Origin of the sequence: Sphingomonas sp. PAMC26645 (genome assembly GCF_004795835.1) — a bacterium.
Taxonomy (GTDB): Bacteria; Pseudomonadota; Alphaproteobacteria; order Sphingomonadales; family Sphingomonadaceae; genus Sphingomonas.
Map to the genome: position 1 here is coordinate 2,958,720 of NZ_CP039249.1, position 26,000 is coordinate 2,984,719.

The window sequence follows — 26,000 nt, forward strand, 5'->3', positions numbered from 1 at the left end:
ATAGTATGACCCCGTCGACGAACACTGGCCCGATCCGCACCGAACGCCATGACGACGTGCTCGTCATCATCTCGAACAACCCTCCCGTCAACGCGCTCGGCGCCGCGGTCCGCCAGGGTCTCGAAGCGGCGATCAAGGACGGCGTGAACGACGACAGCATCACCGCGATGGTGATCCGCTGCGACGGCCGCACGTTCTTCGCGGGTGCCGACATCACCGAGTTCGGCAAGGAGATGGTCGAGCCCGGCTTGCCCACCGTCGTCGACATGATCGAGGCCTCGTCGAAGCCCGTCGTCGCGGCGATCCACGGCACCGCACTCGGCGGCGGCTGCGAAGTCACGCTCGGCTGCCATTACCGCGTCGCCGTTCCCTCGGCGAAGATCGGCACGCCCGAAGTGAAGCTTGGCCTGCTCCCCGGCGCAGGCGGCACGCAGCGTATCCCGCGCATCGCCGGTGTGAAGCTCGCGCTGGAAATGACCGCGAAGGGCGATCCGATCTCGGCCAAGAAGGCACTCGATGCCGGTCTGATCGACAAGATCGTCGGCGAGGACTCGCTCGAAGCCGATGCCGTTGCGTTCGCGCGCGAGATCGCGACCAAGCGCCCCCTGCCCCGCGCGTCCGAGAAAACCGCGCAGGCCGATCCCGACGCGGTCGCCGCGTTCAAGAAGGAGAATGCGCGGCGTTTCCGTAACTTCGACGCGCCGGCCGCGAACATCGCCTGCGTCGAGAAAGCCGCGGATGGCTCCAGCTTCGAGGACGGCATCGCGTTCGAACGCCAGGAGTTCATGAAGCTCATGATGGGCGTGCAGTCTGCAGCCCAGCGCCACATCTTCTTCGCCGAACGCCAGGCCGCCAAGATCGACGACGTTCCGGCCGACACCAAGCTTCGCGAGATCAAGCGCGTCGGCGTGATCGGCGCGGGCACGATGGGCGGCGGCATCTCGATGAACTTCCTGTCCGCGGGCATCCCGGTCACGATCGTCGAGATGCAGCAGGAGGCGCTCGACCGCGGCACCGGCGTCGTACGCAAGAATTACGAAGCGACCGCCGCCAAAGGCCGGATGAAGCCCGAGCAGGTCGAGCAGGCAATGGGTGCGCTGAAGCCAACGCTCGACTTCGCCGATCTGGCGGAATGCGACCTGATCATCGAGGCGGTGTACGAGACGATGGAGGTGAAGAAGGAGATTTTCACCAAGCTCGACGCGATCGCCAAGCCGGGCGCGATCCTGGCCTCGAACACGTCGTATCTCGACATCGATGCGATCGCGGCGTGCACCAAGCGGCCGCAGGACGTGGTCGGCATGCACTTCTTCTCGCCCGCCAACGTGATGAAGTTGCTCGAGGTCGTGCGCGGCGACAAGACCGCGGACGATGTGCTGGCGACCGTCATGGCGCTCGCGAAGAAGATCAAGAAGGTCGCTGTCGTTGCCGGCGTTACGTACGGGTTCATCGGCAACCGCATGCTGATGCCCCGGCAGGTCGAGGCGACCAAGCTGCTGCTGGAAGGCGCGAGCCCGGAGCAGATCGACAAGGTCCATGTCGCGTTCGGGATGCCGATGGGGCCGTTCCAGATGAGCGATCTCGCGGGCGTCGACATCGGCTGGCATCGCGATCCGAGCCGGATCGAGAACATCCGCGATGCGCTGGCGGCGGAGAATCGCTGGGGCCAGAAGACCAAGGCCGGCTTTTACGATTACGACGAGAAGCGGACGCCGTCGAACTCGGCGCGGGTCACGGAGATCATCGACGATTTCCGCAAGAAATCCGGCGTGACGCCGCGCGAGATCAGCGACGAGGAGATCGTCGTGCGGACGCTCTACACGATGGTGAACGAAGGCGCGCTGATCCTCGAAGAGGGCAAGGCACAGCGCGCGTCGGACGTCGATGTGGTGTGGATCTATGGATATGGCTGGCCGGTGTACCGCGGCGGGCCGATGTTCTGGGCGCAGTCCGAGGGCTTGGCCAAGGTTGTCGCGGGGCTCGAGAAATACGGGTTCCCGGTGGCGAAGTCGCTAAAGGACGCGGCGGCATCGGGCGGTCGGCTGAAGTGATCGGTCGCGGTCGTTTCTTGCCGGTAGTCGATCGCTGATGGAACGGTCTGCGCTCCAGACGGCGGCGGCGATCCGTGCGGGCGAGACGACCGCGCTCGCCGAGTGCGACGCCGCGATCGCGCGGATCGAGGCGCGCGACGGTGCGATCAACGCCGTCGTCATCCGCGATTTTGCGCGGGCGCGAGAGGCGGCGCGGGTACTCGATGCGGAGGCTCCGGACGACCGGCCGCTGTTCGGCGTACCGATGACGGTCAAGGAATCGTTCGACGTTGCCGGCTTGCCGACCAGCTGGGGCGTCGGGGTCCACCGCGACAACATCGTCGACCGGGATGCGGTCGCCGTCACGCGACTGAAGGCGGCGGGCGCGGTGATCCTCGGCAAGACCAACGTGCCGGTGCGGTTGAGCGACTGGCAGGCGGACAACCCAATCCATGGCCGGACGAATCATCCCATCGATCCGACGCTGACACCCGGCGGATCGTCGGGTGGTGCCGCGGCGGCGCTCGCGTCGGGGATGGTACCGCTCGAGCTCGGCTCCGACATCGGCGGCTCGATCCGCGTGCCGGCCGCGTTCTGTGGCGTCTGGGGGCACAAGCCGACCTATGGCGCCTTGTCCGATCTCGGCCACCGCGTGCCCGGCACCGATGGGGCGAGTGCGGCTCTCGGCGTGATCGGACCGCTCGCGCGCAATCCCGAGGATCTGGCCGTTGCGCTGGCCATCCTCGCCGACATCCCCTTGCCGCGCGCGACCGTCGACTTAGCCCGACCACGCATCCTGCTGCTCACCGCGCATCCCTCGGCACGCGTCGATTCGTCGATCGTCGGCGCGATCGGGCGCGTCGGCGATGCCCTCGCCGCGGCCGGCGCCATCATTTCAAGCGCACCCCCGCCGATCGACCTCGCTGCTCAGCACGCCGACTATATGCGGATGCTCGGCATCGCGATGACCCGCGGCGGACCTGCGCGCGACGGCAAGGTCGCGACGTTGTCGCACTGGTTCGACCTGCTCGATTCGCAGGCGCGGATGCAACGCGCCTGGGGTGCGCTGTTCGAGCAGTTCGACGCGGTGATCGCGCCGGCGAGCGGCGTTAACGCCTTCCCGCACATCGCCGAGCGCAACGTCGCGCGGCGCACGCTGTCGATCGACAGCGAGGATACCCCGTTCGGCGTCCAGTTCGCCTGGGCAGGCCTCGCCACCTTCCCCAATCTCCCCGCGACCAGCGTGCCCGTCGGGACCGACCCGCGCAGCCTGCCGATCGGCGTGCAGGTCATCACCAACCGTTACCGCGACCACGACGCGATCGCCGTCGCCGCGCTGTGCAATCGACTAAGCAGGAGCTGATCCGATGTCCGACCTCGATACTTTCCGGTCCGAAACGCGTGCGTGGCTCGCGGAGAATTGCCCGCCCGAGATGCGCAAACCGGTGCGCTCGGAGGACGACGTCTGCTGGGGCGGGCGCCAGTTCAAGCCGTCGTCGCCGGCGCAGAAAGATTGGCTCGACAAGATGGCTGCCAAGGGCTGGACCGTGCCGGATTGGCCCAAGGCGTATGGCGGCGGCGGTTTGTCGCCCGCCGAGACCAAGATCCTGCGTGAAGAGATGGCGGCAATAAAGGCGCGCAACCCGCTCAATTCGTTCGGGATTTCGATGCTCGGGCCGGCGTTGCTGAAATACGGTACCGAGGAGCAGAAGCTCGACCACCTCACCAAGATCGCGCGGGGCGAGATCCGCTGGTGCCAGGGCTATTCGGAGCCGAATGCGGGGTCCGACCTTGCCGGGCTCGCGACCTCGGCGGAGGACAAGGGCGACCATTATCTCGTCAACGGGCAGAAGGTGTGGACGTCCTATGCCGACAAGGCCGACTGGATCTTCTGCCTCGTCCGGACCGACAAGACGTCGAAGCAGGGCGGGATCAGCTTCGTGCTGTTCGACATGGCCTCGCCCGGCGTGTCGACCAAGCCGATCCTGCTGATCAGCGGCAATTCGCCGTTCTGCGAGACGTTCTTCGACAATGTCGAGGTGCCCAAGGTCAACCGCGTCTACGAGGAGAACAAGGGCTGGGACGTCGCGAAATATCTGCTTGGGCATGAGCGCGAGATGATCTCGGGGATGGGGCTGGGGTTGAGCGGCGGGAATCCGCTGATCGACGGCGCGATCGCGACCGTCGGGCTTGGGCATGACGGGCGTCTTGCCGATCCCTTGTTGCGCGCGTCGATCGCTCTGTTCGAGGTTCGGGCTAAGGCGTTCGGGGCGATGTCCGAGCGGTTCATCGACGAGTTGAAGGCGGGCAAGGCGCACCCTGCCCAGCCGAGCATGATGAAATATTACGGCACCGAGCTGAACAAGGGCCGGTACGAATTGATGATGGCGGCGGGCGGATCGGATGCGCTCGAATGGGACAGCGATCGGTCGCGTGGCGGTGCGATCCCGCGGTCGTGGCTGCGCACCAAGGCGAACTCGATCGAGGGCGGGACGAGCGAGATCCAGCTCAACATCATTGCCAAGCGGATCTTGGAATTGCCTGCCTGACCTTGACCGTTCTCCCGCGAAAGCGGGAGCCCAGAATCACGAACGCTGCGCGTGGGGCTCCTGGGCCCCCGCCTCCGCGGGGGAACCAGAATGCCACTGTATCTAGACGACGACCAGACCGTCCTTCAGGACACCATTCGCGATTTCGTCGCGGAGCACGCGCCCGTGAGCCACATGCGCGCGTTGCGCGATGCCGACGACAAGACCGGTTTTTCGCGCGACCTGTGGAAGCAGTTCGCGGAGATGGGCTTTAACGGCATCCTGATCGGTGAGGACCAGGGCGGGCTCGGGCTCGGGCATGTCGAGGCGGGCGTGGTGCTGGAGGAAATCGGCCGCAACCTGTCCCCCTCCCCGTTCCTCTCCACCGCGGTCGCGGCGGTCGAGGCTTTGAAGGGCACGGCTCAGGCCGAACGCTGGTTCCCCGGTATCATCGCCGGCGAGACCGTGGCGGCACTCGCGATCGACGAGGGCGCCAAGCACCGCGACACCGTCGCGATGACCGCCGAACGCTCGGGCAACGGGTTCAAGCTGACCGGCGCCAAGCGGTTCGTCACGCACGGCCACACCGCCGACCTGATCATCGTCGCCGCGCGCACCGGTGGCAGCGCCGACGACACGGACGGCATCACGCTGTTCGCCGTACCGAAGGATGCCGCAGGACTGACGGCAAACGCCGAACGCCTCGCGGATTCGAGCTTGGCCGCGCGGCTCGAGTTCGAGGGCGTCGAGGTCGATGCGGATGCGGTCATCGGTGAGGTCGACGCTGGGCGTACACCGCTCGATCGCCTTCTGCGCGCAGGGCGGACCGGGGCGTCGGCGGAACTGCTCGGTGTGGGCGGCGGCGCAATGGACATGACGATCGGCTACATGAAGGAGCGCAAGCAGTTCGGGACGCTGATCGGCAGTTTTCAGGCGCTCCAGCACCGTGCCGCTCATCTGTATTCGGAGATGGAGGTGGCGCGGGCCGCCGTCCTCAAGGCGCAGCAACTGCTCGATCTAGGCAGCGACCGCGCGGACGAGGCGGTGTCGGTGGCGAAGGCGATGACCGCGCTGGCGACGACGCTTAGCGTGCAGGAGGGCGTGCAGATGCATGGCGGCATCGGCATGACCGACGAATACGACATCGGCTTCTATATGAAGCGCGCGCGGGTGCTGGCCGAGATGTTCGGGGATGCGAACTTCCATGCAGACCGGCTGGCGGTAGCGGCGGGGTATTGACCGTAGGGTGCGCCCCCGCGAAGGCGGGGCCCCAGTCTGGGAGTGCTGGGTCGGATCGTCCGCCGGACGATCCTTGCGCATGCGGGGCATGCGCATCCCAGCACTCGCCTTCGCGGGTGAACACGGAGGTCAGATGAGCTTGGATACTGTCGATACGTCGCCCGAAGCACTCGCGCAGGGGCTCGTCGACCTGCTCGAGATCGAGGAGGTCGATACCGATCTCTACGTCGGCAAGCGCCAGCCGGGCGGGGTTGGTCGCGTGTTCGGCGGGCAGGTCATCGCGCAGGCGTTGCAGGCCGCGCAACGCTCGACCGAAAGCCCCAAGGCCGCGCATTCTTTGCACGCGTATTTCATGCGGCCGGGGAACGAGGATTATCCGATCGTCTTCCGCGTGGTCCGTGACTTCGAGGGGCGCAGTTTCGCGACGCGGCGCGTGATCGCGATGCAGAAGGGGCAGCCGATCCTCAACATGGCGGCGTCGTTCCAGACGCCCGAGGACGGACTCCATCATCAGGATGCAATGCCCGATGTCGCACCGCCCGAATACCTGCGCACCGATCGCGAACTGCGGCTGGAGAGCATCGACGGCATCCCCGAGAAGTTCCGCGCGCACATGCTGCGCCAGCGGCCGATCGAGATCCGTCCGGTCAATCCGCGCAGCTGGATCGAGCCCGTTCCGCAACCCGCGGCGCATGCCAACTGGTTCCGCCTGGTCGCACCGATCGGCGACGACCCGGCGATGCACCGCGCGATCCTGTCCTATGCTTCGGACATGGCGTTGCTCGGTACCGCGCTGCTGCCGCACGGCGTCAACTGGATCACGCCGGGGCTGCAGACCGCAAGCCTCGATCATTCGCTGTGGCTGCACGAGGATTTCCGCGCGGACGACTGGCTGCTCTACGCCTGCGACGCACCGTGGTCCGGACATGCCCGCGGGTTCAACCGCGGGCGCATCTTCTCGCGCGACGGCCGGCTCGTCGCCAGCGTCGCGCAGGAGGGGTTGATCAGGATGCGCCAGTAACCCTCGCGGTTACTTGCGCACCCAGACCTTCTCCCCGCCGATCCACGTCTCGCTGACCTTCGTCGCGCGCAGGTCGGTCGGCGAGGCCATCGTCGGGTCACGATCGACGACGATGAAGTCCGCGCGCTGACCGGGCGCGAGGGCACCGAACTGCTTCTCGGCGAACCCGGCATAGGCGGCCGCACCGGTCATCGCCCACCACGCCTGTTCGCGGGTGACGAGTTCTTGTGGCTGCCAGCCACCCTGAGGTTGGCCATCGGCATCCTGCCGCGTGAACGCCGCCGCCCAGGTCGCGAACGGATCGGGCTTCTCGACCGGGAAGTCGGTCCCGAACGCAAGCTTGGCGCCGTTGGTCAGCATCGATTTCCACGCATAGGCACCGGCCAACCGGTTCGGCCCCAGCCGAGCCTCCGCCATCGTCCGGTCGCTGGTTTCGTGCGTGGGCTGCATCGAGGCGATCGTGCCGAACTTGCCGAAGCGCGGCAGGTCGGTCGGGTCCACAATTTGCGCATGTTCGATCCGCCAGCGGCGATCGCCAGTGTACGTCTCGCTTTCGACCTGGATCGCGTCGAGCACTTCCCGATTGGCCTTGTCGCCGATCGCATGGACCGCGACCTGGAACCCGTCCATCGCCGCGCGGCTCATTTGGTTCTGAAGCTGGTCGTCGGTCAGGAAGCCGAGCCCCGACTGGCCGGGCGCATCGGCATAGGGCTTCAGCAACCATGCGCCGCGCGACCCCAGCGCGCCGTCGGCATAGAGCTTCACGCCGCCCATCCGCAGGTGGTCGTTGTACAGCCACGGCGTCGGCCCCTTGCCGCCGATCCGGCTCGCGGTCTCGACGCCCATCGCATAGCTCATGATGCGGACGCGAAGCCCGCCGATGTCCGCCATCCGGCGATAGGTCAGCCAGTCGTCGAGCGTCGTGCCCATGTCGGCGACCGCGGTGACGCCGTAGCCAAGCAGGATGCGTTGCGCGGTCAGGAACGCGGCATCGCGCTCCTTGGGAAGCGGTTGCGGCACGACCTTCTCGATCAGTCCTTGCGCGCCGTCGACGAATACGCCCGCGGGGGCGCCGCCGGTCTTCTCGATCCGCCCGCCCGCCGGAGATACGGTCGCGCCGGTGACTCCTGCCTCGCGCATCGCCTCGCGGTTCGCCCAGCCGGCATGCCCGTCGGCGCGCGACAGCCAGATCGGGTGGCCGCCGGAGACGGGCTCCAGATCGGCGGCGGTCGGGAAGCGGCCCAGCCCCCACGCCTCCTGGTTCCAGCCGCGGCCCAGGACCCATTTGCGATCGGGATTCCCGGCAATGTAGGCGGCAATCCGCGACTTCGCCTCGTCGAGCGACTTGGTCATCGACAGATCGAGCGACAGCGCGCCGAAGCCCATTTCGAGGACATGGCCGTGCGCGTCGATAAAGCCCGGCAACACCGTCTTGCCACCCATGTCGACGCGCCAGTCGTACAGCGGCTTGCCGGCGTTCTTCTTCAATTCCTTGCGGCTGAGCTTCGGTGCTTCCTCGCCGGGGGGCACGAGCCGCGTGACGCGACCGTCCTTGTCGACCAGGATCGCCTTGAAGTGGATCACGCGTCCGCCGTCAGCAATGGTGACACCGTTGACGTTGTCGACGATCCCGTCGGCAAGCGCTGGGGTCGGGAGGAGTAGCGCCGAAAGCGCCAACATTGCTCCCCTACCTGAAAGGGAGGGGTTGGGGGTGGGTGGGCTGGTTGGGGCAACGTGCCGCCTGAACGACGGCCCAACCCACCCCCGGCCCCTCCCTTCCAGGGAGGGGAGCAGTGTTGCAGTGACGGAGGCATTCTCGACGAAGGGGAGCAGTGCTGTGGTGTTGCGCTTGATCACTTCGGCAATCTCCGTACCAGCGCGCTCGTATCCTGGCGGGCGCCGCCCATCGCCTGAACATCGGCGTAGAATTGATCGACCAGCGCCGCGACCGGCAGCACCGCGCCGTTGCGTCGTGCTTCGTCGAGCGCGAGGCCAAGGTCCTTGCGCATCCAGTCGACTGCGAAACCGAAGTCGAACTCGTCCTTCGCCATCGTCGGCCAGCGATTGACCATCTGCCAGCTCTGCGCCGCACCGCCCGAGATCGCCTCGAACACCTTGTCGAGATCGAGCCCCGATACTTGCGCAAACCGCAGCGATTCGGCGACGCCCTGGATGACGCCGGCGATCGCGATCTGGTTGCACATCTTGGTGGTCTGGCCCGCCCCCGCCTCGCCGACGTGGACGATGCGCGCGGCATAGGCCTGCATGAACGGTTCGGCCTTCGCCATCGCTTCGGCAGAGCCGCCGCACATGATCGATAGCTTGCCGTTCTCCGCGCCAGCCTGTCCGCCCGATACGGGGGCGTCGACGACGAGCGTGCGCTCGCCCGCGAGGCGTCGCGCGATCGAGGCCGAAACCGTCGTGTGATCGACGAACACCGCGTCGTCGCGCATCCCCGCGAACGCACCGTCCTCACCTAGAGTGACCGAGGCCAGATCATCGTCGTTGCCGACGCAGGCGAACACGGCCTCGGCGTCCTTCACCGCTGCCGCGGGCGTGTCCGCGACCTTGCCGCCATATTTATCGGCCCATGCCAACGCCTTGGCCTGAGTCCGATTGTAGACGGTGACGCCGTGCCCTGCCGTGGCGAGGTGCCCCGCCATCGGCGCGCCCATGACGCCGGTTCCGATGAATGCCAGTTTTGCCATAGCGTCCGCGCATAAGCGGTGTTTCCCATGCGCGCCAGATGGTCTAGCGGGTCGGGCATGGCTACCCACGCTGCCGTAGCGGCACCCACCCTCCCCGTCTCGATCGACGACGTCCGCGTCGCGCATGACCGGATCCGCGACTCGATCGTCCGCACGCCGACGCTGATCAGTAAGACGCTGAGCAAGATGACCGGCGCGACGGTGTATCTGAAGTTCGAGAACCTCCAGTTCACCGCGGCGTACAAGGAGCGCGGTGCGCTCAACACGCTGTTGCAGCTGTCGGCGGAGGCGCGCGCGAAGGGCGTCATCGCTGCGTCGGCGGGCAATCACGCGCAGGGCCTCGCCTATCACGCCAACCGGCTAGGCATTCCGACGACGATCGTGATGCCGACCAACACGCCGACCGTGAAGGTCATGCAGACCGAAGGGCACGGCGCCAACGTCGTGCTCCACGGCGAGACGTTCGACGCGGCCTATGCGCACGCGCGTATCCTGGAGGGCGAGTGCGGCTTTACCTTCGTCCACCCGTTCGACGATCCGCGCGTCATCGCAGGGCAAGGCACCGTCGCGATCGAGATGCTGGAGGACGTGCCGCAACTCGATACGCTGGTCATCCCAATCGGTGGCGGCGGGCTGATCTCGGGCATGTCGACGGTCGCGCGGGCGTTGAGCAAAGCGCCGGGCGGTCACCCGATCGAGGTCGTCGGCGTGCAGGCCGAGCTGTTCCCGTCGATGTACAACCGCATCAACGGCACCGACATGGCGTGCGCGGGCGACACGCTGGCCGAGGGTATCGCGGTCAAGGAGCCGGGTGCGATCACCTCGAAGATCGTCGCCGAGCTGGTCGACGACATCGTTCTTGTCAGCGAGCGCAGTCTGGAAGAGTCCGTCAGCCTGCTGCTGCAGATCGAGAAGACAGTGGTCGAGGGTGCGGGTGCCGCCGGGCTCGCCGCGCTGCTGTCGCATCCCGAGCGGTTCGCTGGGAAGACCGTCGGGATCGTGCTGTGCGGCGGCAATATCGATACGCGGTTGCTCGCCAACGTTCTGTTGCGCGATCTGGCGCGGTCGGGGCGGCTGGCGCGGTTGCGGATTCGGTTGCAGGACAAGCCGGGTGCGCTGTTCCATGTCGCGCGGATCTTCGACCAGGAACGCGTCAACATCATCGAGATCTATCACCAGCGGGTCTTCACGACATTGCCGGCGAAGGGGCTCATCACCGACATCGAATGCGAGCTTCGCGACCGCGCGCATCTCGATCGGCTGGTGGGGGCATTGCGGGCTGGCGGGTACGAGACGTCGACCGTCGAGCTGGCATAATCCCATTCTGATACGGTGATTTACCGCGTTAACCGCCATTCGTGGTAAACCGATTGCACGTTGCCGCAGGGCGGCCATATACGGGGCGACGCGGCTGATCGCGCCTGCCTGAAGGACTTTTCGCTCGGTGACCGCGCCTTTCCGTTTCCCGCGCTTCTTCGTCACCAGCCCTGCGCCGTGCCCGTATCTGCCGGATCGGCAGGAGCGAAAGGTGTTCACCGAGCTGACCGGTCCGCATGCGAACGAACTGAACGATGCGCTGGGGCGGATCGGCTTTCGTCGCAGCCAGGGGGTGGCATATCGGCCGTCCTGTGCGGGGTGTACAGCATGCGTCTCGGTCCGCGTGGTGACCGATGAGTTCGTGCCCAACGCGACCCAGCGCAAACTGCTGAAGCGGCTCGGCGATATCGAGATTACCGCGTGCAAGGCTTGGGCAACCGACGAACAGTTCCAGTTGCTGCGGCGCTATCTAAGTACGCGTCACCCCGGTGGCGGCATGGCGGGGATGGACGAGGACGACTATGCCGATATGATCGAGCATTCGCCGGTCAATTCGGTGATCGTCGAGTATCGCGAGCCGTCGGTCGATGGGGTGCAGGGCGCGCTGATCGGCGCGTGCCTGACCGATCGCCAGACTGACGGGTTGTCGATGGTCTACAGCTTTTTCGCGGCCGACGACGCGGCACGGCCGGGGTTCGGTAATTTCATCATCATGGACCACATCCTCCGCGCGCGCGATGCCGGGCTGCCGTACGTGTATCTTGGATACTGGGTGAAGGGCTCGCCGCGGATGGAGTACAAGACGCGGTACCGGCCGCTGGAAGTGCTGGGGCCGGCGGGGTGGCGGCGGCTGGAGGATGCTGATCTGGTGACGCCGCCGGCGCGGGTTGCGGCGCTGGTTTAACCTTCTTGTTCTCCCGCGAAGGCGGGAGCCCAGTCTGGGTCCTCGCCTTCGCGGTGAAACACATCTTAGTCCTCGCGCTGCACCACGACGTCGACGTCGAGTTCCTCGCCACCCTCGCCCAGTCGCGAGCCCGCCACCGGCGCCGCGCCCGCCGCATCAAGCGCCATCGCAACGCGCACGTAATGCTCCTCGGGCGACATCCCCGTGCACGGATCGAAGCCGACCCAGCCGAGCCCGTCGACGAACGCCTCCGCCCAGCCGTGCGGCGTCGGGAGATGCACGACCTCGTGGTCGTTATGATGATACCCCGACACATACCGCGCCGGCGCCCCGAGCGACCGCGCGGCGACGGCGAACATCTGCGCCATGTCGCGCGGCGTGGCGCTGTCCATGCGGAACGCTGCGGCGGCCGTGCGACCCGGTTCGGGGCGTCCGGCATCGAACGCGAACCGCTTGTGGAATGCCCGGTTCAGCCGGTGCAATGCGCCGATCCGGTCGCGTGCGCCCTCGGCCGCATTGGCCGCGAACTTCGCGATCGCCGTATCGAGGACGGTCGCCTCAGTGGAGCGGAGGAACAGCGCGGGCGGGAGCGTTTCGTGGACGCCGTGCAGGACGCCGTCGGAATGGCTGGTCAGCACCTCGCCCTTGACGGTGATCTCGATCCCGTCGACCGGCCCTTCGGCGTACAGCATCGTCACCGCGTTGCCGAAGCCGTCACGCCCCGGCCGCAGCCGCGCATCGCAATCGACGTCGATCCGCCACGACGCCACGGTCTGGTCATGCGTGTTCTCGGGCGTGAGGCGGAGCATCTGCACCAAGCGACCCTGCGGCTGCGCGAACCGGTAGATCGTGTGATGGTCGATCGAGAGCCGCATCAGAGGAACTTGAACTGACGGCCGATCGCGCCATGCAGCAGCGCGTTCTCGGCGATGAACGCCTGCAGATACTGGTGCAGCCCGGAGGCGATGACCTCGCCCGATCGCGTCTTCGCCATCCGCGATGCACGCATCCGGGCCATGCGGTCGGCCTCGCCGTGGTTGCCGGTGCGCTTGGCAAGCAGGTTGAGCACGTCCACCGTCTCCTCGACCGAGGCGGCGAGACTGCGCGGCAGTTCGGACCGGGCGAGCAGCAGGTCGATGACGTCGGCGGGACGCAAGCCGTCATTGTAGAGCCAACGATAGGCCGTGACGGCGGACACGGTCTGGAGGATCGTCGTCCACTGGTCACGGTCGATCGCGCCGCCGAGCCGTTCGCCCTCGGGCAGCAGGATGTGGTATTTGACGTCGAGCAGACGCGCGGTGTTGTCCGCGCGCTCGACCGCCTGGCCGAGACGGATGAACCAGGTCGTCTGGTTGCGGAGCATGCGGTGGACCGCGCCTTCGAAGCCGCGGGTCTCGTTCTTGACCGCCTCGACCAGGTTCAGCTGCGAGGTCGTGCTGCCCGGCGTCGCGCGGTTCTCGAACAGCAGCCATGCGCGATTGATCGCGGTCCACGCTTCGCGGGTCAGCGCGGTGCGGACCGCCTTGGCGTTGTTGCGCGCCATGTCGAGGCAGCGGACGATCGATCCCGGATGGCTCGAATCGAGCGTCAGGAACCGGACGACGTCGCGTTGACCGATCTCGACGCCGGTCGCTGCGAAGGCCTCGTCGGTTTCGGTGACGGCCAACGCGGACGCCCAAGCGGCGTCGCCAGAGGGTTGCGACGAGAGCACATCGAGCCGGACGGTGGCTTCGACCAGCCGGGCGATGAAGTCGGCGCGCTCGAAATAGCGGCCGAGCCAGTAAAGCGAGGATGCGGTGCGCGAGAGCATCAGGAATTCCCGCCGGACGTCTGCGCGCCCGATGTCTGTGCACCTAGGGTCTGCGTCATGCCGCCCGTGGTCTGCGTCATCCCGCCGGCGTTCATCCGCTGCGACTGGTCGGCCATGAGCACGAAGCTGTCCTTGGTACCGCCGCCCTGGCTGGAATTGACCACGAGCGATCCTTCCTTAAGCGCGACGCGGGTGAGGCCGCCGGGGACGACCTGCACGCCCTTCGCGCCGCTCAGCACGAAGGGGCGGAAGTCGACGTGGCGGGGGCTGAGACCGCCTTGTGCCATCGTCGGGACGGTGGAGAGGGCTAGCGTGGGCTGCGCGATGTAGCGATGCGGTTCGGCGATAAGCGCGGCGCGGAAGTCCTCGATCTCTTTTCTCGATGCGGTCGGGCCGACAAGCATACCGTAGCCGCCCGAGCCGTCGACCAGCTTGACGACGACGTCTTTAAGGTTGTCGAGGACGAACTTGAGCGCCTGGGGTTCGCGACAGCGCCAGGTCTCGACGTTGCGCAGCTTGCACTCGCCGCCGGAGTAGAACTTCACGATGTCGGGCATGTAGCTGTAAATCGCCTTGTCGTCGGCGATGCCGTTGCCTGGCGCGTTCATGATCGCGACGTTGCCGGCGGCGTAGGCTGCGATCAGCCCGGGCACACCGAGCGCGGAGTCCGGACGGAACACGAGCGGATCGAGATAATCATCGTCGATCCGGCGGTAGATCACGTCGACCTTCACCCGCCCCGCGATCGTCCGCATCCAGACGATGTCGTCGTCGACCACCAGATCGGCCGCTTCAACAAGCTCGATGCCCATCGAATCCGCGAGGAAGCTGTGCTCGTAATAGGCGGAGTTGTAGTGGCCAGGGGTCAGCAGCACGCAGGTCGGGTTGGAGCCAGTTCCATGCGGCGCGACCGACTTCATCGTCTCGAGCAGCAGGTCGGGATAGCTGTCGACCGCGGCAACGCGGAACTCGCGGAACAGTTCGGGACAGAGCCGGAGCATCGCCTCGCGGTTTTCCAGCATGTAGCTCACGCCGGACGGCGTGCGCGCATTGTCCTCCAGCACGAAGAAATCGTCGGGGCCTGTGCGGACAAGATCGATCCCGCAGATATGCGCCCATACGCCGTGCGGTGGGCGGATGCCGGCGATCTCGGGACGGAACTGCGCGTTGCCGAGCACAAGGTCCTCGGGGAGGATGCCCTCCTTCAGGATACGACGTTCGCCGTAAATGTCGTCGAGGAACGCGTTGATCGCCTCGACGCGCTGAACGAGGCCTTCGGAGAGGCGCGTCCATTCGTCATGCAGAAACACGCGCGGGACGATGTCGAACGGGATGATCCGCTCGGCCGCTTCGTTCTCGCCGTAGACCGCGAAGGTTATGCCGAGTTGCCGGAACGTCGTTTCGGCAGCTTCCTGCCGGCGTCGCAGTTCGGCGTCGGGCGTATCCTCGATCCACTTGCCGAGAGCCGCCAGTTCGGGCCGGGCGGTCGTGTCGCCCGGTGTGCCCATGATCTCGTCGAACGCTTGTTTCCCCATCGAAACGGTCAATTCCCCATCAAGCGTTGCGGTTCCATGCTGCAACGCATCGCTGCGCTGCACAAGTCACTCTGTGTAAGCATTAGTAGGCTGGCTGCGGTATTCCTCCCCCGCAAGGGGGAGGTGGCACCGCAGGTGACGGAGGGGGAGGACACGGACCAGCGGTTTCGCTTTCCTCCCCCTCCGTCTGGCAAGTGCCAGCCACCTCCCCCTGGCGGGGGAGGATCGTGGGTTAAGCTCCCAACCCTTCGAGCAGGCCCGGCGTGAGAACCTGCGGGAGGACTGTCGGTTCGGCTGCGCCTGGTGCGTAGTACAGATACAGCGGCACGCCGGCGCGGTTGTGGGCCTGGATGAAGCGGCCCATTGCCGGGTCGCCGTCGGTCCAGTCGCCGATCAAGGCTGCCACCTTGTGCTTGGCGAAGGCGTCGCGGACGCCGGTGGTGTCGATCGCCGCCTTCTCGTTGACCTTGCATGTCAGGCACCAGTCGGCGGTGAAGTAGACGAACACCGGGCGATTCTCGGCACGCAGCGACGCGAGCTTGGCCTCGGTGAACGCTTCGTCGCCTGCGGTCGCAGTCTTGGCGGCCACCGCCGGCGCGCGCGAGATTAGCACCGCGCTGCCGACGAACACGACGAGCAAGAGGACCTGCGCGACGATGCCGAACGACTTGCCCTTGCGCTGGCGCGAGCCGCCGATCCACAGCACTGCGCCGACTGCCAGCACCGCGACCAGCGCGAGCGTGAGCGTGTCCACGCCGGCCTGACGCCCGAGCACCCAGCCGAGCGCGATCGCGGTCAGGAACATCGGCACCGACAGGATGTGGCGGAACGTCTCCATCCATGCCCCGGGCTTCGGCAACCAGCGCCGCCACGCAGGGATAAACCCGATCGCGAGGAACGGCAGCGACAGTCCGATCCCGAGCCCGCCGAACACGGCGAGCGCCGCCGGCCACGGCAGCACCAGCGCCGCGCCGAGCGCCGCACCCATGAACGGCCCGGTGCACGGCGTCGCGATGAACGCCGCCAGCGCACCGGTCGCGAACGCGCCGCTCGCGCCACTCTCGCCGGCAAAACGCGGGGTCGGGACCTCGAACAGCCCGGCGAGGTTGAACGCGATCGCGGTGCTCAGCAAGAGCAGCGCGACGATCGCGCCGGGATGCTGCAACTGGAACGCCCAGCCGACCGCGGAACCGCCTGCGCGCAAGGCCAGGATCGCGCCACCGAGGCCGAGGCACACCAGAACGACACCCGCGGTGTAGGCCAAGGCCTCGCCGCGCGCGTCCTTCTCGCTCGCGCCGCCGCGGGCGAGGCTGAGTGCCTTGAGGCTGAGGATCGGGAATACGCACGGCATGATGTTGAGGATCAGGCCGCCGAGCACCGCGCCGGCGAATGCGATCAGCGCGGTCAGCCAGAGGCTTTCGCCGCTGGTGCTGGTCGCGTCGCCGCCGGCCGCTTCGGCCACCGTGCCGGGCGTCGCCTTGACGCCTAGCCCCTGCCCGTCGCCGAGACGCAGAACGCCCTCGATCGGGCCACCGGTTTTCGCGTTCGCCGCGACCTTCGTCGTTATCGTCAGACGGTCGCCGTCGCGCGTGACCGTCTGCGCCGCGCCGTTCTCGATCGCGCCGGTGGTGATCGGGAAGAAATACGCCTTGTCGATCTTCGCGCTTGCCGGGAACGGCACCGCGATCCGCATCGTCCCGTTGCTCGCCGCATAGGTCGCGCCGGCATCGAGCGGCTTGGGGATCGCCTGACGCCAGCCGGCGAACGCGGCGGCCTGCGATGGCGCGCCGTCGCCGATCGTGAGGTCGAGCGACAGCGCCTTTTCCTCGGGCACGCAGATCGTCGCCGAGCAGACGAGATAGCTCGTCTTCAGGCGGATCGGGAATTTGGTCCCCGGCGCCAGCCCTGCCGGAACCTGGATCGTCACGAGCGGCGCATAGGGCGCCTCGTAGACATAGTTCATCAGGCCAGCGATCAGCAGCGTCGTCGGCACCGGCCATTCGGGCTCACCCGCCTTCGCGCCCGTCGGCAAGGTCCAGTCGAACGTCGCCGGAAAGCCCGCATCGCCCGGGTTGCGCCAATAGCCGTGCCAGCCGGTTTCGGGCGTCGTCGCGAGCGCGATCGTCAGCGGCGCGCCGGCTTTGGGGTGATCGCTTTCGGCGACCAGCTTCATCATTAGATGCTGGCTGGAGCCGTTCAGCGATTCCGCAAGCGCGGGCGCACTCGCCAGCCCGCAGACAGCCAGCAAGACCGTCATGAGGACGCAACGTAATCCGCGCATGGCCATCCTTGTTTCGTTCATCGCGCAAAGCCATAGCGGTGACCTTGTCGTATTGCACTTCAAAGCGACGGCCTCGCTCGAGGGACGTTGCTGGCTAAAGGACTGTTCGTGAAAGCATTTATCGCCGCGCTCCTGCTGACCTCGGCCGTTTCGGTCTCTGCCCAGACGGCGGCGCCCCCCGCGGCGACCCCCACGACTCCACCGAAACTGATCGTCGCGATCTCGGTCGACCAGTTCGCCGCCGACCTGTTCCAGCAATATCGCAACCATTATACCGGCGGCTTCACCCGACTGCTGAACGGCGCGGTGTTCCCTAGCGGGTATCAGAGCCATGCCGCGACCGAGACGTGCCCGGGCCACTCGACGATCCTGACCGGCATGCGGCCCGCGCATACCGGGATCATCGCCAACAACTGGATCGACCAACGCGCCGGACGGCCCGACAAGGTCGTCTACTGCTCGGAGGACGAGCGCGTCACCGGCAGCACGCACGACAGCTATACCGTGTCGGACATGCACCTGAAGGTCCCGACGCTCGGCGAGATGATGAAGGCGCGCGATCCACGGACGCGCTCGGTCTCGGTCGCGGGGAAGGATCGCGCGGCGGTGATGATGGGCGGCCACAAGGTCGACGAGCTTTGGTGGTGGGACGGCAAGACGTACGTTTCGTACGCGGCGCGCGCGGTGCCGCCGGCAGTGCAGCGGACGCGCGACGCGGTCGCCGCGCTGATCGCCAAGCCGCAGGCGGCGCTGCCGCTGCCCGGTTATTGCGCGGGCGTGAACCATCCGATCGTGATCGCGGGCAAGACGTATGGCCAGGGTCGATTCGAGCGCGATGCGGGCGACGCGAAGGGCTTCCGCGTGTCGCCGGCTTCGGACGCAGCGGTGTTCGCGATGGCGGCGGCGCTGGTGCAGGGCATGAAGCTCGGCAAAGGTCCGCAGACCGACATCATCGATATCGGCGCGTCGGCGACCGATTACATCGGGCATACCTACGGGACGCAGGGCTCGGAGATGTGCATCCAGATGGCGCAGCTCGACAAGACGCTCGGCGATTTCTTCGCAGTGATGGACGAGACCGGGGTCGACTACGAGGTCGTGCTGACCGCGGATCACGGCGCGCATGACGCGACCGAGCGCCAGCAGCAGCGTGCGATGCCGATGGAGGCGCACATGGACGAGAACGTGCTCGCCAAGCAGGTCGGGACTGCGATCGCCAAGGACATGGGGCTGCCGGGGAGCGTGCTGCTCGGGACGGAGGGCGACGTTTATATCGACGACACGCTGCCGGCGAAGACGCAGGCGAAGGTGCTGGCCGAGGCACTGCGCCGGTATCGCGCGATGCCGCAGATCGCGGGCGCCTACTCGGCAGCGGAGATCATGGCGACGCCGATGGCGAAGTCACCGCCCGAGACCTGGACGCTGATCGAGCGGGCGCGGGCGTCGTTCTATCCGGAGCGGTCGGGGCAGATGGTGGTGCTGCTCAAGCCGCGCGTGACGACGATCGTGTCGCCGGCAGGAGGGTATGTGGAGACGCACGGGTCGCCGTGGGATTACGATCGCCGCGTGCCGATCCTGTTCTGGCGCAAGGGGATGACCGCGTTCGAGCAGCCGCTGTCGGTGGAAACGGTGGATATCGTGCCGACCTTGGCGGCGACGATCGGGTTGCCGGTGAGTGGGCTTGACGGGCGGTGTCTGGATCTCGATCCGGGGGCTGCGAGCACGTGCGCTAATTAGGCTCGCTTGCTGAAAACATGTTCTCCCGCGAAGGCGGGAGTCCAGTCTGGGCTCCCGCCTTCGCGGGAGAACAAGCTTTTAGGGAAATGCCGTCTCGAACGCTCGCTTCGACCAGCGTGCTACCGCGTCTCGAACGCCCGTAACCCGGTGCCCAGCCGGTTCGCCCCCAGCGCGAGCTTGTCGTGGCTATAGTCCGCGAGGAACGCTGGGCTGCTGCCGTCCCCCGGCGACAGTCTCGCGTCGTTCCCCTCGACCCGCAACCCGGTCGAGCGGTACGTCTTCGCCTCTGCCGCAACCACAATCAGACCGGTGTGGTTCTCCTTGTTGCGCCCCTGCACGAAGGTGTTGCGCGCGATCAGGCCGGTCGCGCCTTCGGGGAGGTCGATCATGTAGTTGGTCTTCTTCCCCGCGGTATCGTCGAAGCTGTTGTCGGTGATCGACACGGTCGGCACGCGGAGCTTGACGTAATGCCCGCCCGTCCCGCGCTCGAACCGCGAGTTGGTGATCGTCACGCTGCCCTTGTTGGCGAGGTAGACCGCATGCGAACAGCCCGGCGATTCGTCGCACTGGCCGAGCCCAGCGAAGGTGGAATGGTCGATCAGGATCTTCTGACCGATCGGCTCGCCGCCGAGGATGCCCTCCTGGCTGTCGAGGAACATCGCGTTGGTGACGGTCAGGTCGCCCATCTCGGTGCGGATGCCCGCGCCGTTGCCGTCCGACACGCGGTACCCGCGGAAGACGAGACCGTCAACGACCGAGCCCTGCCCGCGCAGGACCAGCGCCGCCTTGTCCTCGCACGCCACTTTTTCGAAGATCGCGGTGCCGGGTTTGACCGCCTTGAAGGTGATGTGGCCGCCGGCCTGGACCGCGCATTGCCGGTAGGTGCCGGGCGCGATCAGGATCGTCGCGGTGCCGAGCCGGATCGACGAGACCGCCTCCTGCAACGTCGCGAACCCCTGCCCGTTGATCGTGAACGGCGCCGAGCTTTGCGCGAACGCGGGAGCGGCGAACAGCGCGAGGGCGTGCAACGATCGTTTCATCCGAGATCCTCTTCGTTTCGCGGCGGTGGCCCGCCGACGATATGGGCTGCGTGATCGCACGGAACGTCGCGCTTCGACCAGTCCGTCCGCCGCGCTTTGACGACGCCTGTCCCGTTATGAACCACTGGAAAGAATGAACCGGGCTGGGTCGATCCCGGCGTCCGCATATTGCCGTGCCTGCGTCGACCGCATAATACCGCTACCGTAACAAAGCCGGCGGGGGGAACCGACCGGCGCGGGGGATCCAGATGCACGCCATGACGCCGACGGAGGTTTTCCTCCTCGCGATACTCATCATCTTCACCGTGCCGTATCTGGTGTGGCGGCTCGGGCGGACCGATTACTGGGCGCCGCTGGTGGTGGTGCAGATCTTTGGCGGGATCCTGCTCGGACCGGGCGTGCTGGGGGCGGCGTATCCCGACTATTACGCGACGGTCTTCACACCCGCGACCTTGGGCTCGCTGAACGGCATCGCGTGGTGGGCGGTGATGATGTTCGTGTGGGTCGCCGGTATCGAACTCGATCTCGGCGAGGCCTGGAAACGGCGCGGCGAGACTGGCGTAACGGCGGGCCTCGCGCTCGCGGTGCCGCTCATTACCGGCAGCATCGCAGCGGTGCTGATGTTGCGCTACCCAGGCTGGCGTGGGCCGGACGGTGCGACGTGGCAGGTCGTGCTCGGCATCGGCATGGCATGCGCAGTTACGGCGCTGCCGATCCTGGTGCTGTTCCTGGAAAAGCTCGACGTGCTGCGCGAGCCGATCGGGCAGCGGATCCTGCGCTATGCCAGCCTCGACGACATCGCGATCTGGGGCGTGCTGGCGCTGATCCTGCTCGATTGGGAGCGGGTCGGGCGGCAGGGTGGCTTCCTGGTCGGGTTCGCAGTGGCAACGCTGATCGTGCGCAAACTGATGGCGCGGATTGAGGAGCGCGATCGCTGGTATGTCAGCCTGATCTGGCTCGCGGGCTGCGGGTTCGCGGCGGACTGGGCGGGGCTGCACTTCATGGTCGGCGCGTTCCTGTCGGGCGCGGTGCTCGATTCGAAGTGGTTCACGATCGCCAAGATGGACCAGTTCCGCCATTTCGTGCTCCTTGCGGTGATGCCGGTGTTCTTCTTGTCGACCGGGTTGAAGACGCAGTGGGCGGTCGGCGGCTATGCGGTGTTCGGCGCCGCGGCGTTGCTGCTGGTCGCGTCGGTCGGCGGCAAGCTGGCGGGGGTCCACGCGGCCGGGCGGATCCTGAAGTGGCGGCCGGGAGAGGCGTCGGCGATCGGCTGGCTGCTCCAGACCAAGGCGCTGATCATGATTATCTTCGTCAACATCCTGCTGGATAAGAAGATCATTACGAATGAGACGTTCACGGCGCTGCTGCTGATGGCGCTGGCGAGCACGATGCTGACCGTGCCTGTGGTCGCGCCGAAGTTGAAGAAGCTGGTGGGGTTGGTGGGGAAGAGCGGGTGACGGATTGTGATCCTCCCCCGCCAGGGGGAGGTGGCTGGCACTTGCCAGACGGAGGGGGAGGACACGGAGCAGAGGTTTCGCATGCCTCCCCCTCCGTCACCTTCGGCGCCACCTCCCCCTTGCGGGGGAGGAATAGCTTTTAGGACGCTCCTCAGCTTCCTGCGTTAAGCAGGTCGTGGCGTTTCAGGGCGTGGCGGAGTTGGTCGTAGCTCAGGCCGAGTGCCTCGGCGGTGGCGCGTTGGTTGAAGCGGTGTTCCGAGAGGGCGCGCGAGAGCAGGTCGCGCTCGAAGCGGGATACGCGGGACTTGAAGTCCGAGGGGCCTTCTTCGCACGCGACGACCGGGTCCTCGCCTTCGTCCGGTTCGGTCGCGCGCGGAGCCGCAACCATAGGTTTAGGCGCAGTCGAAGCCCCCGGCCTATGCGGCGACTGGAACGGGTCGATCTCGATCGCGTCGATCGGCCCGGCCTGCTCCCAACGATATACCGCGCGCTCGACGACGTTGCGGAGTTCGCGGACGTTCCCCGGCCAGCGATAGGCTATCAGCGCGTCCATCGCCGCCGGGCCGAAGCCTTCCCAGCGTTCGCGCCCCAGTTCCGATGCCATGCGCCGCCCAAAATACTCTGCCAGCACCACCACGTCGCCGGTGCGCGCGCGCAGAGGCGGTAAGGTGACGACCTCGAACGACAACCGGTCGAGCAGATCGGCGCGGAACTCGTGGCGATCGACCTTGTCGGGGAGATGCTCGTTGGTCGCGGCCACGATCCGCACGTCGACACGCATGGGTCGCGACGAGCCGATCCGCGTGATCTCGCCATATTCGACCGCGCGCAACAGCCGGTCCTGCGCCGCCATCGATAACGTGCCGAGTTCGTCGAGGAACAGCGTCCCCCCATCCGCCTCCTCGAACCGCCCTACCCGCGCCTTGGTCGCGCCGGTGAACGCGCCCGCCTCATGCCCAAACAGTTCCGCCTCGATCAGCGTCTCGGGCAACGCCGCGCAATTCATGATGACCAACGGCTGATCCCACCGCGGCGACAAGCGGTGAAGGCGTTCGGCGACCAGTTCCTTGCCCGTGCCACGCTCGCCGATCACCAGTACCGGACGGTCAAGCGCCGCCGCCCGCGATGCGCGTTCGAGCGCCGCCATGAACGTGCCGGACTCGCCGATGACCTGGGTTGTTCGCTCCATGGCGAAGATGTGGCGCGAATTCCCAACTCTTGGCAAGCTTGCGGTGCCAGCCCGATAGTCGAAATCGCGCAAACCCCTGCAATTCCGCCATTTTCGAAACTGGCACGACAGATGCAATGCTTCAGGCAACCCGCCGAATAGCGGAAACGACCATCCTCAAAGGGGACCCACCATGTTCAACACCACCATCGCCCGCACCGTCGTCGCCGCCCTCTGCACCATCGTCGCCAGCGCAACCTGCGTCATCGGCGCGGTAGGACCTGCGACCGCAACCAACATGACGCCTATCGCGGCAACCACCGCAATCGTGGCATAAGACCCCGACGGCTCGCCAAGAGCCTCGGGCCGACCCCTGGAGTAGGATTTACATGGGCATCTTTTCCCGCACCCGCGACATCGTCGCCGCCAACTTCGCCGATCTCATCGAGAAGGCCGAAGACCCGTCGAAGATGATCCGCATGATCATCCTCGAGATGGAGGAAACGCTGGTCGAGGTTCGCGCCTCCGCTGCGCGCACCATCGCCGACCAGAAGGAGATGCGCCGCCATATCTCGAAGCTGGAGCAGCTCCAGGACAACTGGACCGAGAAGGCCGAGCTGGCGCTGAGCAAGGACCGCGAGGACCTCGCTAAGGCTGCCTTGGTCGAGCGCCAGAAAGCGTTCGACATGGCCGAGCAGTTGAAGGCCGAGGTTGGCGTGCTCGACGACGCACTTCGGGCGTCGGAAGAGGACATCGCCAAACTCCAGACCAAGCTCCGCGAGGCACGCACCAAGCAGAACGCGGTGCAGACCCGGCTGGAGAGCGCGAACAACCGGACGCGACTTCGGGAAATGTACAACGGCCCGAAGACGCACGAGGCGTTCAGCCGCTTCGACATCCTCGACCGCCGCGTCGACGAGGCCGAGGGCCGCGCGGATGCGATGGGGCTCGGGGTCGTCAAGACGCTCGAAGAGGAAATCGCCGAGCTGCGCAGCGACGACAAGGTCAACGCCCAGCTCGCCGCGCTCAAGGCGCGCATGAAGAAGGACGATTGAGATGAATATCACTGCCGTTCTGGTTTGCGCTGTCCTCTTCATCGGGCTGCCGTGGGTGATCCTGCACTACATTACCAAGTGGAAGCAGGCGCCGCGGATCACCGAGGAGGACGAACGCCTGCTCGACGAGATGCAGGCGCTCGCCCGCCGCCTTGAGGACCGCGTGATGACCGTCGAACGGATCATCGCCGCCGACAATCCCGACTGGAAGCCGGGCCTCGGCACGACGCAATCGCCGTATCTGTCGGACCATCAGTCCGACCGCACCATTGATCGCAACTCGGATCGGAGGAACTGAAATGTCCGGCAGCCGCACCCAGTTTTACCTCGATAAGCAGAACGCCAAGTGGAAGGGCGTCTGCGCCGGGATCGCCGACTATACCGGCGTCGACGCGCTCTTCGTCCGTGTCGGCATGGTCGTCCTGACGCTTGCCGGGGGCTTTCCCTGGACGCTGCTGGCCTATTGGATGGTCGCCTGGATGGGCCATGCCAAGCCTATCGGCCTGTACGAGACGCCCGACGACGCGAAGTTCTGGCAGGGCGTCCGATCGAACCCGAAGCGGTCGACTGCCGAGGTCCGCAGCAAGTTCCGCGACATCGACCGCCGCCTCGCCGACATCGAGACGCACTATACCAGCCGCTCAAGCAACAGCCTCGCGGCAGAGATCGACAGCCTGCGCTGAGACGCGGCGTCGATCGAAAAGGGGGAAATACCATGCCACCAGAAGCAGCACTGATACTGGGTATCATACTCGGCACGCTGGCAACGCTGACGATCCAGGCATTTGGTCGCCGCAAGGCGCGGATCGCGGTCAAGGCCGCGAACCGGGATGCGGAACGCAGCATCGCGCTGCTCGACAGCGAGAATATGCGCCGCACCGGCCAGATCGACCGCCTGCAGGAGCGGATCCAGGTCCTCGAGCGGATCACCACCGATCCCGCCGAGCGCACCGCCCGCGAAATCGAGGCGCTTCGCCTCCAGCCGAACTGAAGGGATACTGCAATGGATTGGGGTTTGATCATACCGGTCGTGGCAATTTCAATAGGACCGGTTGCCTGGGTTGCGAACAACTGGGTCCGCGCAAAGCATGGCTTCGAGCCAGAAGCGCGCCGCCGCAGGCGCGGGCGGGACGGCGATGTCGACGGTGAGCGCCAGGTATTGCTGCTCAGCAACGAGAACGAGCGCCTGACCGGGCAGGTCTCCCGCCTCGAGGAACGGATCGCGGTCCTCGAGCGCATCGCCACCGATCCCGCCGAGCGTACCGCTCGCGAGATCGAAGCACTCCGCGATCGCTGAGGACATCGATCATGGACGGATTTACGGTTTTCATGCTCGCGATCGTCTGCGTCGGCGCTCCCGTCACGCTCGGGATCGGCAGCGAGATGTTCAAGAGCTGGTTGCGACACAAGGAGACGATGGCCACCGCGCTGAACGCGCAGACCGCGGAGAAGGCGGCGCAATATGCAGCCCACACCGAACGTCTCGAACAGCGCGTCCGCGTGCTGGAACGGATCGCCACCGATCGCGGCACCGGCGTCGCCGACGAGATTGAACGGCTCCGGGTCGAACCAACCCCATCCCAGGCGGTACTGTCACCCGCATCCCCACCGATCGCGCTGACGGCCCGCCACCCGAGCCTCGTTGAAGGAGAAACACGATGAACCCCTTTTCGATGGTCGTCTGCATCGTGCTGATCGTGATGGCCGCCAAGGTGCTGACCGCGCGCTACCGCGCGATGGGCGACGCCCCGGCCAAGCCGGCCGACAGCATCGATACGCTGCGGCTGCGCGACGAGGTGCAGCAGATGAAGGAGCGTATCCAGGTTCTGGAGCGCGTGATCACCGACAACCACAAGAGCGTCGATCTCGACCGAGAGATCGAACGGCTCCGCGACCGCTAGGAGGCGGACATGATCGAACCGAACGTCTATATCACCCTGGCGCTGGCGAGCCTTGCAGGGTTGGCAATGATCGTCGCCGGTGGATTGGCCGGATGGCGCGGATGGCTCTCGCTGCGGCGGATGGAGCTGGATCACATGCAGGACGGCCGCATGCCGGTCGCGGTGTCGACCGGGTCGCGGATCGAGATCGCGGACTTGAAGGAGCGGATCAAGAAGCTGGAGGCGATCGCTGCCGGGGTGGATCTTTAAGTCTCGCCCCGCAAGCATGT

Annotated in this window: 25 protein-coding genes and 1 pseudogene; 17 read left to right on the top strand and 9 right to left on the bottom strand. The window is 66.4% G+C overall.

Annotation, left to right across the window (positions count from 1 at the left end; all coding sequences use genetic code 11):
• Nucleotides 1-5 precede the first annotated feature (5 nt).
• From E5673_RS13630 to E5673_RS13650, 5 genes are all read left to right on the top strand, one after another.
• Nucleotides 6-2,051, top strand: coding sequence for a 3-hydroxyacyl-CoA dehydrogenase NAD-binding domain-containing protein (locus tag E5673_RS13630; protein ID WP_136190413.1), 2,046 nt, complete (start codon nucleotides 6-8; stop codon nucleotides 2,049-2,051).
• 37 nt (nucleotides 2,052-2,088) lie between these two features.
• A complete protein-coding gene (locus E5673_RS13635; RefSeq protein WP_136190414.1) occupies nucleotides 2,089-3,393 on the top strand; it encodes an amidase family protein in 1,305 nt (434 codons plus the stop codon).
• Between the two features lie 4 nt (nucleotides 3,394-3,397).
• The gene (locus E5673_RS13640) at nucleotides 3,398-4,579 is read left to right on the top strand and encodes an acyl-CoA dehydrogenase family protein (RefSeq protein WP_136190415.1); all 1,182 of its coding nucleotides are present in this window, start codon (nucleotides 3,398-3,400) and stop codon (nucleotides 4,577-4,579) included.
• A 90-nt stretch (nucleotides 4,580-4,669) separates the two neighbouring features.
• The gene (locus tag E5673_RS13645; protein ID WP_136190416.1) at nucleotides 4,670-5,797 is read left to right on the top strand and encodes an acyl-CoA dehydrogenase; all 1,128 of its coding nucleotides are present in this window, start codon (nucleotides 4,670-4,672) and stop codon (nucleotides 5,795-5,797) included.
• Nucleotides 5,798-5,930: 133 nt separating this feature from the next.
• Entirely contained in the window at nucleotides 5,931-6,818 is an 888-nt protein-coding gene (locus E5673_RS13650) for an acyl-CoA thioesterase II (protein WP_136190417.1), read from the top strand.
• Nucleotides 6,819-6,827: 9 nt separating this feature from the next.
• On the opposite strand, the gene E5673_RS13655 is transcribed toward E5673_RS13650, so the two are convergent.
• Nucleotides 6,828-8,498: an amidohydrolase gene (locus E5673_RS13655; protein WP_136190418.1), complete on the bottom strand. Its 1,671-nt coding sequence runs from the start codon at nucleotides 8,496-8,498 to the stop codon at nucleotides 6,828-6,830.
• A 173-nt stretch (nucleotides 8,499-8,671) separates the two neighbouring features.
• Entirely contained in the window at nucleotides 8,672-9,526 is an 855-nt protein-coding gene (locus E5673_RS13660) for an NAD(P)-dependent oxidoreductase (RefSeq protein ID WP_136190419.1), read from the bottom strand.
• Nucleotides 9,527-9,583: 57 nt separating this feature from the next.
• On the opposite strand from E5673_RS13660, the gene E5673_RS13665 reads away from it, so the two are divergent.
• Nucleotides 9,584-10,843, top strand: a complete 1,260-nt coding sequence (locus E5673_RS13665; protein WP_136190420.1) for a threonine ammonia-lyase — start codon at nucleotides 9,584-9,586, stop codon at nucleotides 10,841-10,843.
• 127 nt (nucleotides 10,844-10,970) lie between these two features.
• Nucleotides 10,971-11,747, top strand: coding sequence for an arginyltransferase (locus E5673_RS13670; protein WP_136190421.1), 777 nt, complete (start codon nucleotides 10,971-10,973; stop codon nucleotides 11,745-11,747).
• Nucleotides 11,748-11,812: 65 nt separating this feature from the next.
• Here E5673_RS13670 and E5673_RS13675 read toward each other — a convergent pair whose 3' ends face one another.
• The 4 genes from E5673_RS13675 to E5673_RS13690 all read right to left on the bottom strand — a co-directional run bounded on the left by E5673_RS13675 (nucleotide 11,813) and on the right by E5673_RS13690 (nucleotide 17,373).
• Nucleotides 11,813-12,622 carry a transglutaminase family protein gene (locus E5673_RS13675; protein ID WP_133019511.1) on the bottom strand — a complete coding sequence of 270 codons (810 nt, stop codon included), beginning with the start codon at nucleotides 12,620-12,622 and terminating at the stop codon, nucleotides 11,813-11,815.
• The gene (locus tag E5673_RS13680; protein WP_056048449.1) at nucleotides 12,622-13,557 is read right to left on the bottom strand and encodes an alpha-E domain-containing protein; all 936 of its coding nucleotides are present in this window, start codon (nucleotides 13,555-13,557) and stop codon (nucleotides 12,622-12,624) included. The genes E5673_RS13675 and E5673_RS13680 overlap by 1 nt, the downstream gene beginning before the upstream one ends.
• Nucleotides 13,557-15,092 (bottom strand): circularly permuted type 2 ATP-grasp protein, encoded by a 1,536-nt coding sequence (locus E5673_RS13685; protein ID WP_136190422.1) that lies wholly within the window; start codon nucleotides 15,090-15,092, stop codon nucleotides 13,557-13,559. Before E5673_RS13685 ends, E5673_RS13680 begins: the two co-directional genes overlap by 1 nt.
• A 232-nt stretch (nucleotides 15,093-15,324) precedes the next feature.
• Nucleotides 15,325-17,373 (bottom strand): protein-disulfide reductase DsbD domain-containing protein, encoded by a 2,049-nt coding sequence (locus E5673_RS13690; protein ID WP_210731743.1) that lies wholly within the window; start codon nucleotides 17,371-17,373, stop codon nucleotides 15,325-15,327.
• Nucleotides 17,374-17,481: 108 nt separating this feature from the next.
• Here E5673_RS13690 and E5673_RS13695 point away from each other — a divergent pair, with 108 nt between their 5' ends.
• Nucleotides 17,482-19,110 carry an alkaline phosphatase family protein gene (locus E5673_RS13695; RefSeq protein ID WP_136190424.1) on the top strand — a complete coding sequence of 543 codons (1,629 nt, stop codon included), beginning with the start codon at nucleotides 17,482-17,484 and terminating at the stop codon, nucleotides 19,108-19,110.
• A 119-nt stretch (nucleotides 19,111-19,229) separates the two neighbouring features.
• Here E5673_RS13695 and E5673_RS13700 read toward each other — a convergent pair whose 3' ends face one another.
• Complete coding sequence (locus tag E5673_RS13700) at nucleotides 19,230-20,150, bottom strand: right-handed parallel beta-helix repeat-containing protein (protein WP_136190425.1); 921 nt, start codon at nucleotides 20,148-20,150, stop codon at nucleotides 19,230-19,232.
• Between the two features lie 248 nt (nucleotides 20,151-20,398).
• Between E5673_RS13700 and E5673_RS13705 the strand changes: the two genes are divergently transcribed.
• Complete coding sequence (locus E5673_RS13705; protein WP_136190426.1) at nucleotides 20,399-21,607, top strand: cation:proton antiporter; 1,209 nt, start codon at nucleotides 20,399-20,401, stop codon at nucleotides 21,605-21,607.
• 151 nt (nucleotides 21,608-21,758) lie between these two features.
• Here E5673_RS13705 and pspF read toward each other — a convergent pair whose 3' ends face one another.
• A complete protein-coding gene (pspF, locus tag E5673_RS13710) occupies nucleotides 21,759-22,796 on the bottom strand; it encodes a phage shock protein operon transcriptional activator (RefSeq protein WP_136190427.1) in 1,038 nt (345 codons plus the stop codon).
• Between the two features lie 172 nt (nucleotides 22,797-22,968).
• Between pspF and E5673_RS19710 the strand changes: the two genes are divergently transcribed.
• Genes E5673_RS19710 through E5673_RS13730 form a run of 5 tightly spaced genes read left to right on the top strand, consistent with a single transcriptional unit; the run spans nucleotide 22,969 to nucleotide 24,821 of the window.
• On the top strand, nucleotides 22,969-23,112 hold the full coding sequence (locus E5673_RS19710) for a hypothetical protein (RefSeq protein ID WP_168711631.1): 144 nt from the start codon (nucleotides 22,969-22,971) through the stop codon (nucleotides 23,110-23,112).
• A 52-nt stretch (nucleotides 23,113-23,164) separates the two neighbouring features.
• Nucleotides 23,165-23,830 (top strand): phage shock protein PspA, encoded by a 666-nt coding sequence (pspA, locus tag E5673_RS13715; protein WP_056482347.1) that lies wholly within the window; start codon nucleotides 23,165-23,167, stop codon nucleotides 23,828-23,830.
• Between the two features lies 1 nt (nucleotide 23,831).
• Nucleotides 23,832-24,128, top strand: a complete 297-nt coding sequence (gene pspB / locus E5673_RS13720) for an envelope stress response membrane protein PspB (protein ID WP_136190428.1) — start codon at nucleotides 23,832-23,834, stop codon at nucleotides 24,126-24,128.
• A 1-nt stretch (nucleotide 24,129) separates the two neighbouring features.
• Nucleotides 24,130-24,513: an envelope stress response membrane protein PspC gene (pspC, locus tag E5673_RS13725; RefSeq protein WP_056482352.1), complete on the top strand. Its 384-nt coding sequence runs from the start codon at nucleotides 24,130-24,132 to the stop codon at nucleotides 24,511-24,513.
• A 32-nt stretch (nucleotides 24,514-24,545) separates the two neighbouring features.
• The gene (locus E5673_RS13730; RefSeq protein ID WP_136190429.1) at nucleotides 24,546-24,821 is read left to right on the top strand and encodes a hypothetical protein; all 276 of its coding nucleotides are present in this window, start codon (nucleotides 24,546-24,548) and stop codon (nucleotides 24,819-24,821) included.
• A gap of 48 nt (nucleotides 24,822-24,869) precedes the next feature.
• On the opposite strand, the gene E5673_RS20240 is transcribed toward E5673_RS13730, so the two are convergent.
• Nucleotides 24,870-25,133, bottom strand: coding sequence for a hypothetical protein (locus tag E5673_RS20240; RefSeq protein ID WP_210731744.1), 264 nt, complete (start codon nucleotides 25,131-25,133; stop codon nucleotides 24,870-24,872).
• Nucleotides 25,134-25,213: 80 nt separating this feature from the next.
• Here E5673_RS20240 and E5673_RS13740 point away from each other — a divergent pair.
• The 3 genes and pseudogenes from E5673_RS13740 to E5673_RS13750 form a co-directional block, all read left to right on the top strand.
• A pseudogene (locus tag E5673_RS13740) lies at nucleotides 25,214-25,393 on the top strand (hypothetical protein); the annotation flags it as partial.
• Nucleotides 25,394-25,488: 95 nt separating this feature from the next.
• Nucleotides 25,489-25,731, top strand: a complete 243-nt coding sequence (locus E5673_RS13745; RefSeq protein WP_136190431.1) for a hypothetical protein — start codon at nucleotides 25,489-25,491, stop codon at nucleotides 25,729-25,731.
• A gap of 9 nt (nucleotides 25,732-25,740) precedes the next feature.
• Nucleotides 25,741-25,980 (top strand): hypothetical protein, encoded by a 240-nt coding sequence (locus tag E5673_RS13750; RefSeq protein ID WP_056482364.1) that lies wholly within the window; start codon nucleotides 25,741-25,743, stop codon nucleotides 25,978-25,980.
• Nucleotides 25,981-26,000: the final 20 nt, after the last annotated feature.

What these genes read in the sequence shown, in the direction of transcription:
- pspA (WP_056482347.1), top strand. Translation starts at nt 23,165, where the DNA reads ATGGGCATCTTTTCCCGCACCCGCGACATCGTCGCCGCCAACTTCGCC.
- E5673_RS13640 (WP_136190415.1), top strand. Translation starts at nt 3,398, where the DNA reads ATGTCCGACCTCGATACTTTCCGGTCCGAAACGCGTGCGTGGCTCGCG.
- E5673_RS13750 (WP_056482364.1), top strand. Translation starts at nt 25,741, where the DNA reads ATGATCGAACCGAACGTCTATATCACCCTGGCGCTGGCGAGCCTTGCA.
- E5673_RS13645 (WP_136190416.1), top strand. Translation starts at nt 4,670, where the DNA reads ATGCCACTGTATCTAGACGACGACCAGACCGTCCTTCAGGACACCATT.
- E5673_RS13650 (WP_136190417.1), top strand. Translation starts at nt 5,931, where the DNA reads ATGAGCTTGGATACTGTCGATACGTCGCCCGAAGCACTCGCGCAGGGG.
- E5673_RS13730 (WP_136190429.1), top strand. Translation starts at nt 24,546, where the DNA reads ATGCCACCAGAAGCAGCACTGATACTGGGTATCATACTCGGCACGCTG.
- E5673_RS13705 (WP_136190426.1), top strand. Translation starts at nt 20,399, where the DNA reads ATGCACGCCATGACGCCGACGGAGGTTTTCCTCCTCGCGATACTCATC.
- E5673_RS13680 (WP_056048449.1), bottom strand. Translation starts at nt 13,557, where the DNA reads ATGCTCTCGCGCACCGCATCCTCGCTTTACTGGCTCGGCCGCTATTTC.
- pspC (WP_056482352.1), top strand. Translation starts at nt 24,130, where the DNA reads ATGTCCGGCAGCCGCACCCAGTTTTACCTCGATAAGCAGAACGCCAAG.
- E5673_RS13630 (WP_136190413.1), top strand. Translation starts at nt 6, where the DNA reads ATGACCCCGTCGACGAACACTGGCCCGATCCGCACCGAACGCCATGAC.
- E5673_RS19710 (WP_168711631.1), top strand. Translation starts at nt 22,969, where the DNA reads ATGTTCAACACCACCATCGCCCGCACCGTCGTCGCCGCCCTCTGCACC.
- E5673_RS20240 (WP_210731744.1), bottom strand. Translation starts at nt 25,133, where the DNA reads ATGTCCTCAGCGATCGCGGAGTGCTTCGATCTCGCGAGCGGTACGCTC.
- E5673_RS13660 (WP_136190419.1), bottom strand. Translation starts at nt 9,526, where the DNA reads ATGGCAAAACTGGCATTCATCGGAACCGGCGTCATGGGCGCGCCGATG.
- E5673_RS13635 (WP_136190414.1), top strand. Translation starts at nt 2,089, where the DNA reads ATGGAACGGTCTGCGCTCCAGACGGCGGCGGCGATCCGTGCGGGCGAG.
- E5673_RS13655 (WP_136190418.1), bottom strand. Translation starts at nt 8,498, where the DNA reads ATGTTGGCGCTTTCGGCGCTACTCCTCCCGACCCCAGCGCTTGCCGAC.
- pspF (WP_136190427.1), bottom strand. Translation starts at nt 22,796, where the DNA reads ATGGAGCGAACAACCCAGGTCATCGGCGAGTCCGGCACGTTCATGGCG.
- E5673_RS13675 (WP_133019511.1), bottom strand. Translation starts at nt 12,622, where the DNA reads ATGCGGCTCTCGATCGACCATCACACGATCTACCGGTTCGCGCAGCCG.
- E5673_RS13685 (WP_136190422.1), bottom strand. Translation starts at nt 15,092, where the DNA reads ATGGGGAAACAAGCGTTCGACGAGATCATGGGCACACCGGGCGACACG.
- E5673_RS13690 (WP_210731743.1), bottom strand. Translation starts at nt 17,373, where the DNA reads ATGCGCGGATTACGTTGCGTCCTCATGACGGTCTTGCTGGCTGTCTGC.
- E5673_RS13745 (WP_136190431.1), top strand. Translation starts at nt 25,489, where the DNA reads ATGAACCCCTTTTCGATGGTCGTCTGCATCGTGCTGATCGTGATGGCC.
- pspB (WP_136190428.1), top strand. Translation starts at nt 23,832, where the DNA reads ATGAATATCACTGCCGTTCTGGTTTGCGCTGTCCTCTTCATCGGGCTG.
- E5673_RS13665 (WP_136190420.1), top strand. Translation starts at nt 9,584, where the DNA reads ATGGCTACCCACGCTGCCGTAGCGGCACCCACCCTCCCCGTCTCGATC.
- E5673_RS13700 (WP_136190425.1), bottom strand. Translation starts at nt 20,150, where the DNA reads ATGAAACGATCGTTGCACGCCCTCGCGCTGTTCGCCGCTCCCGCGTTC.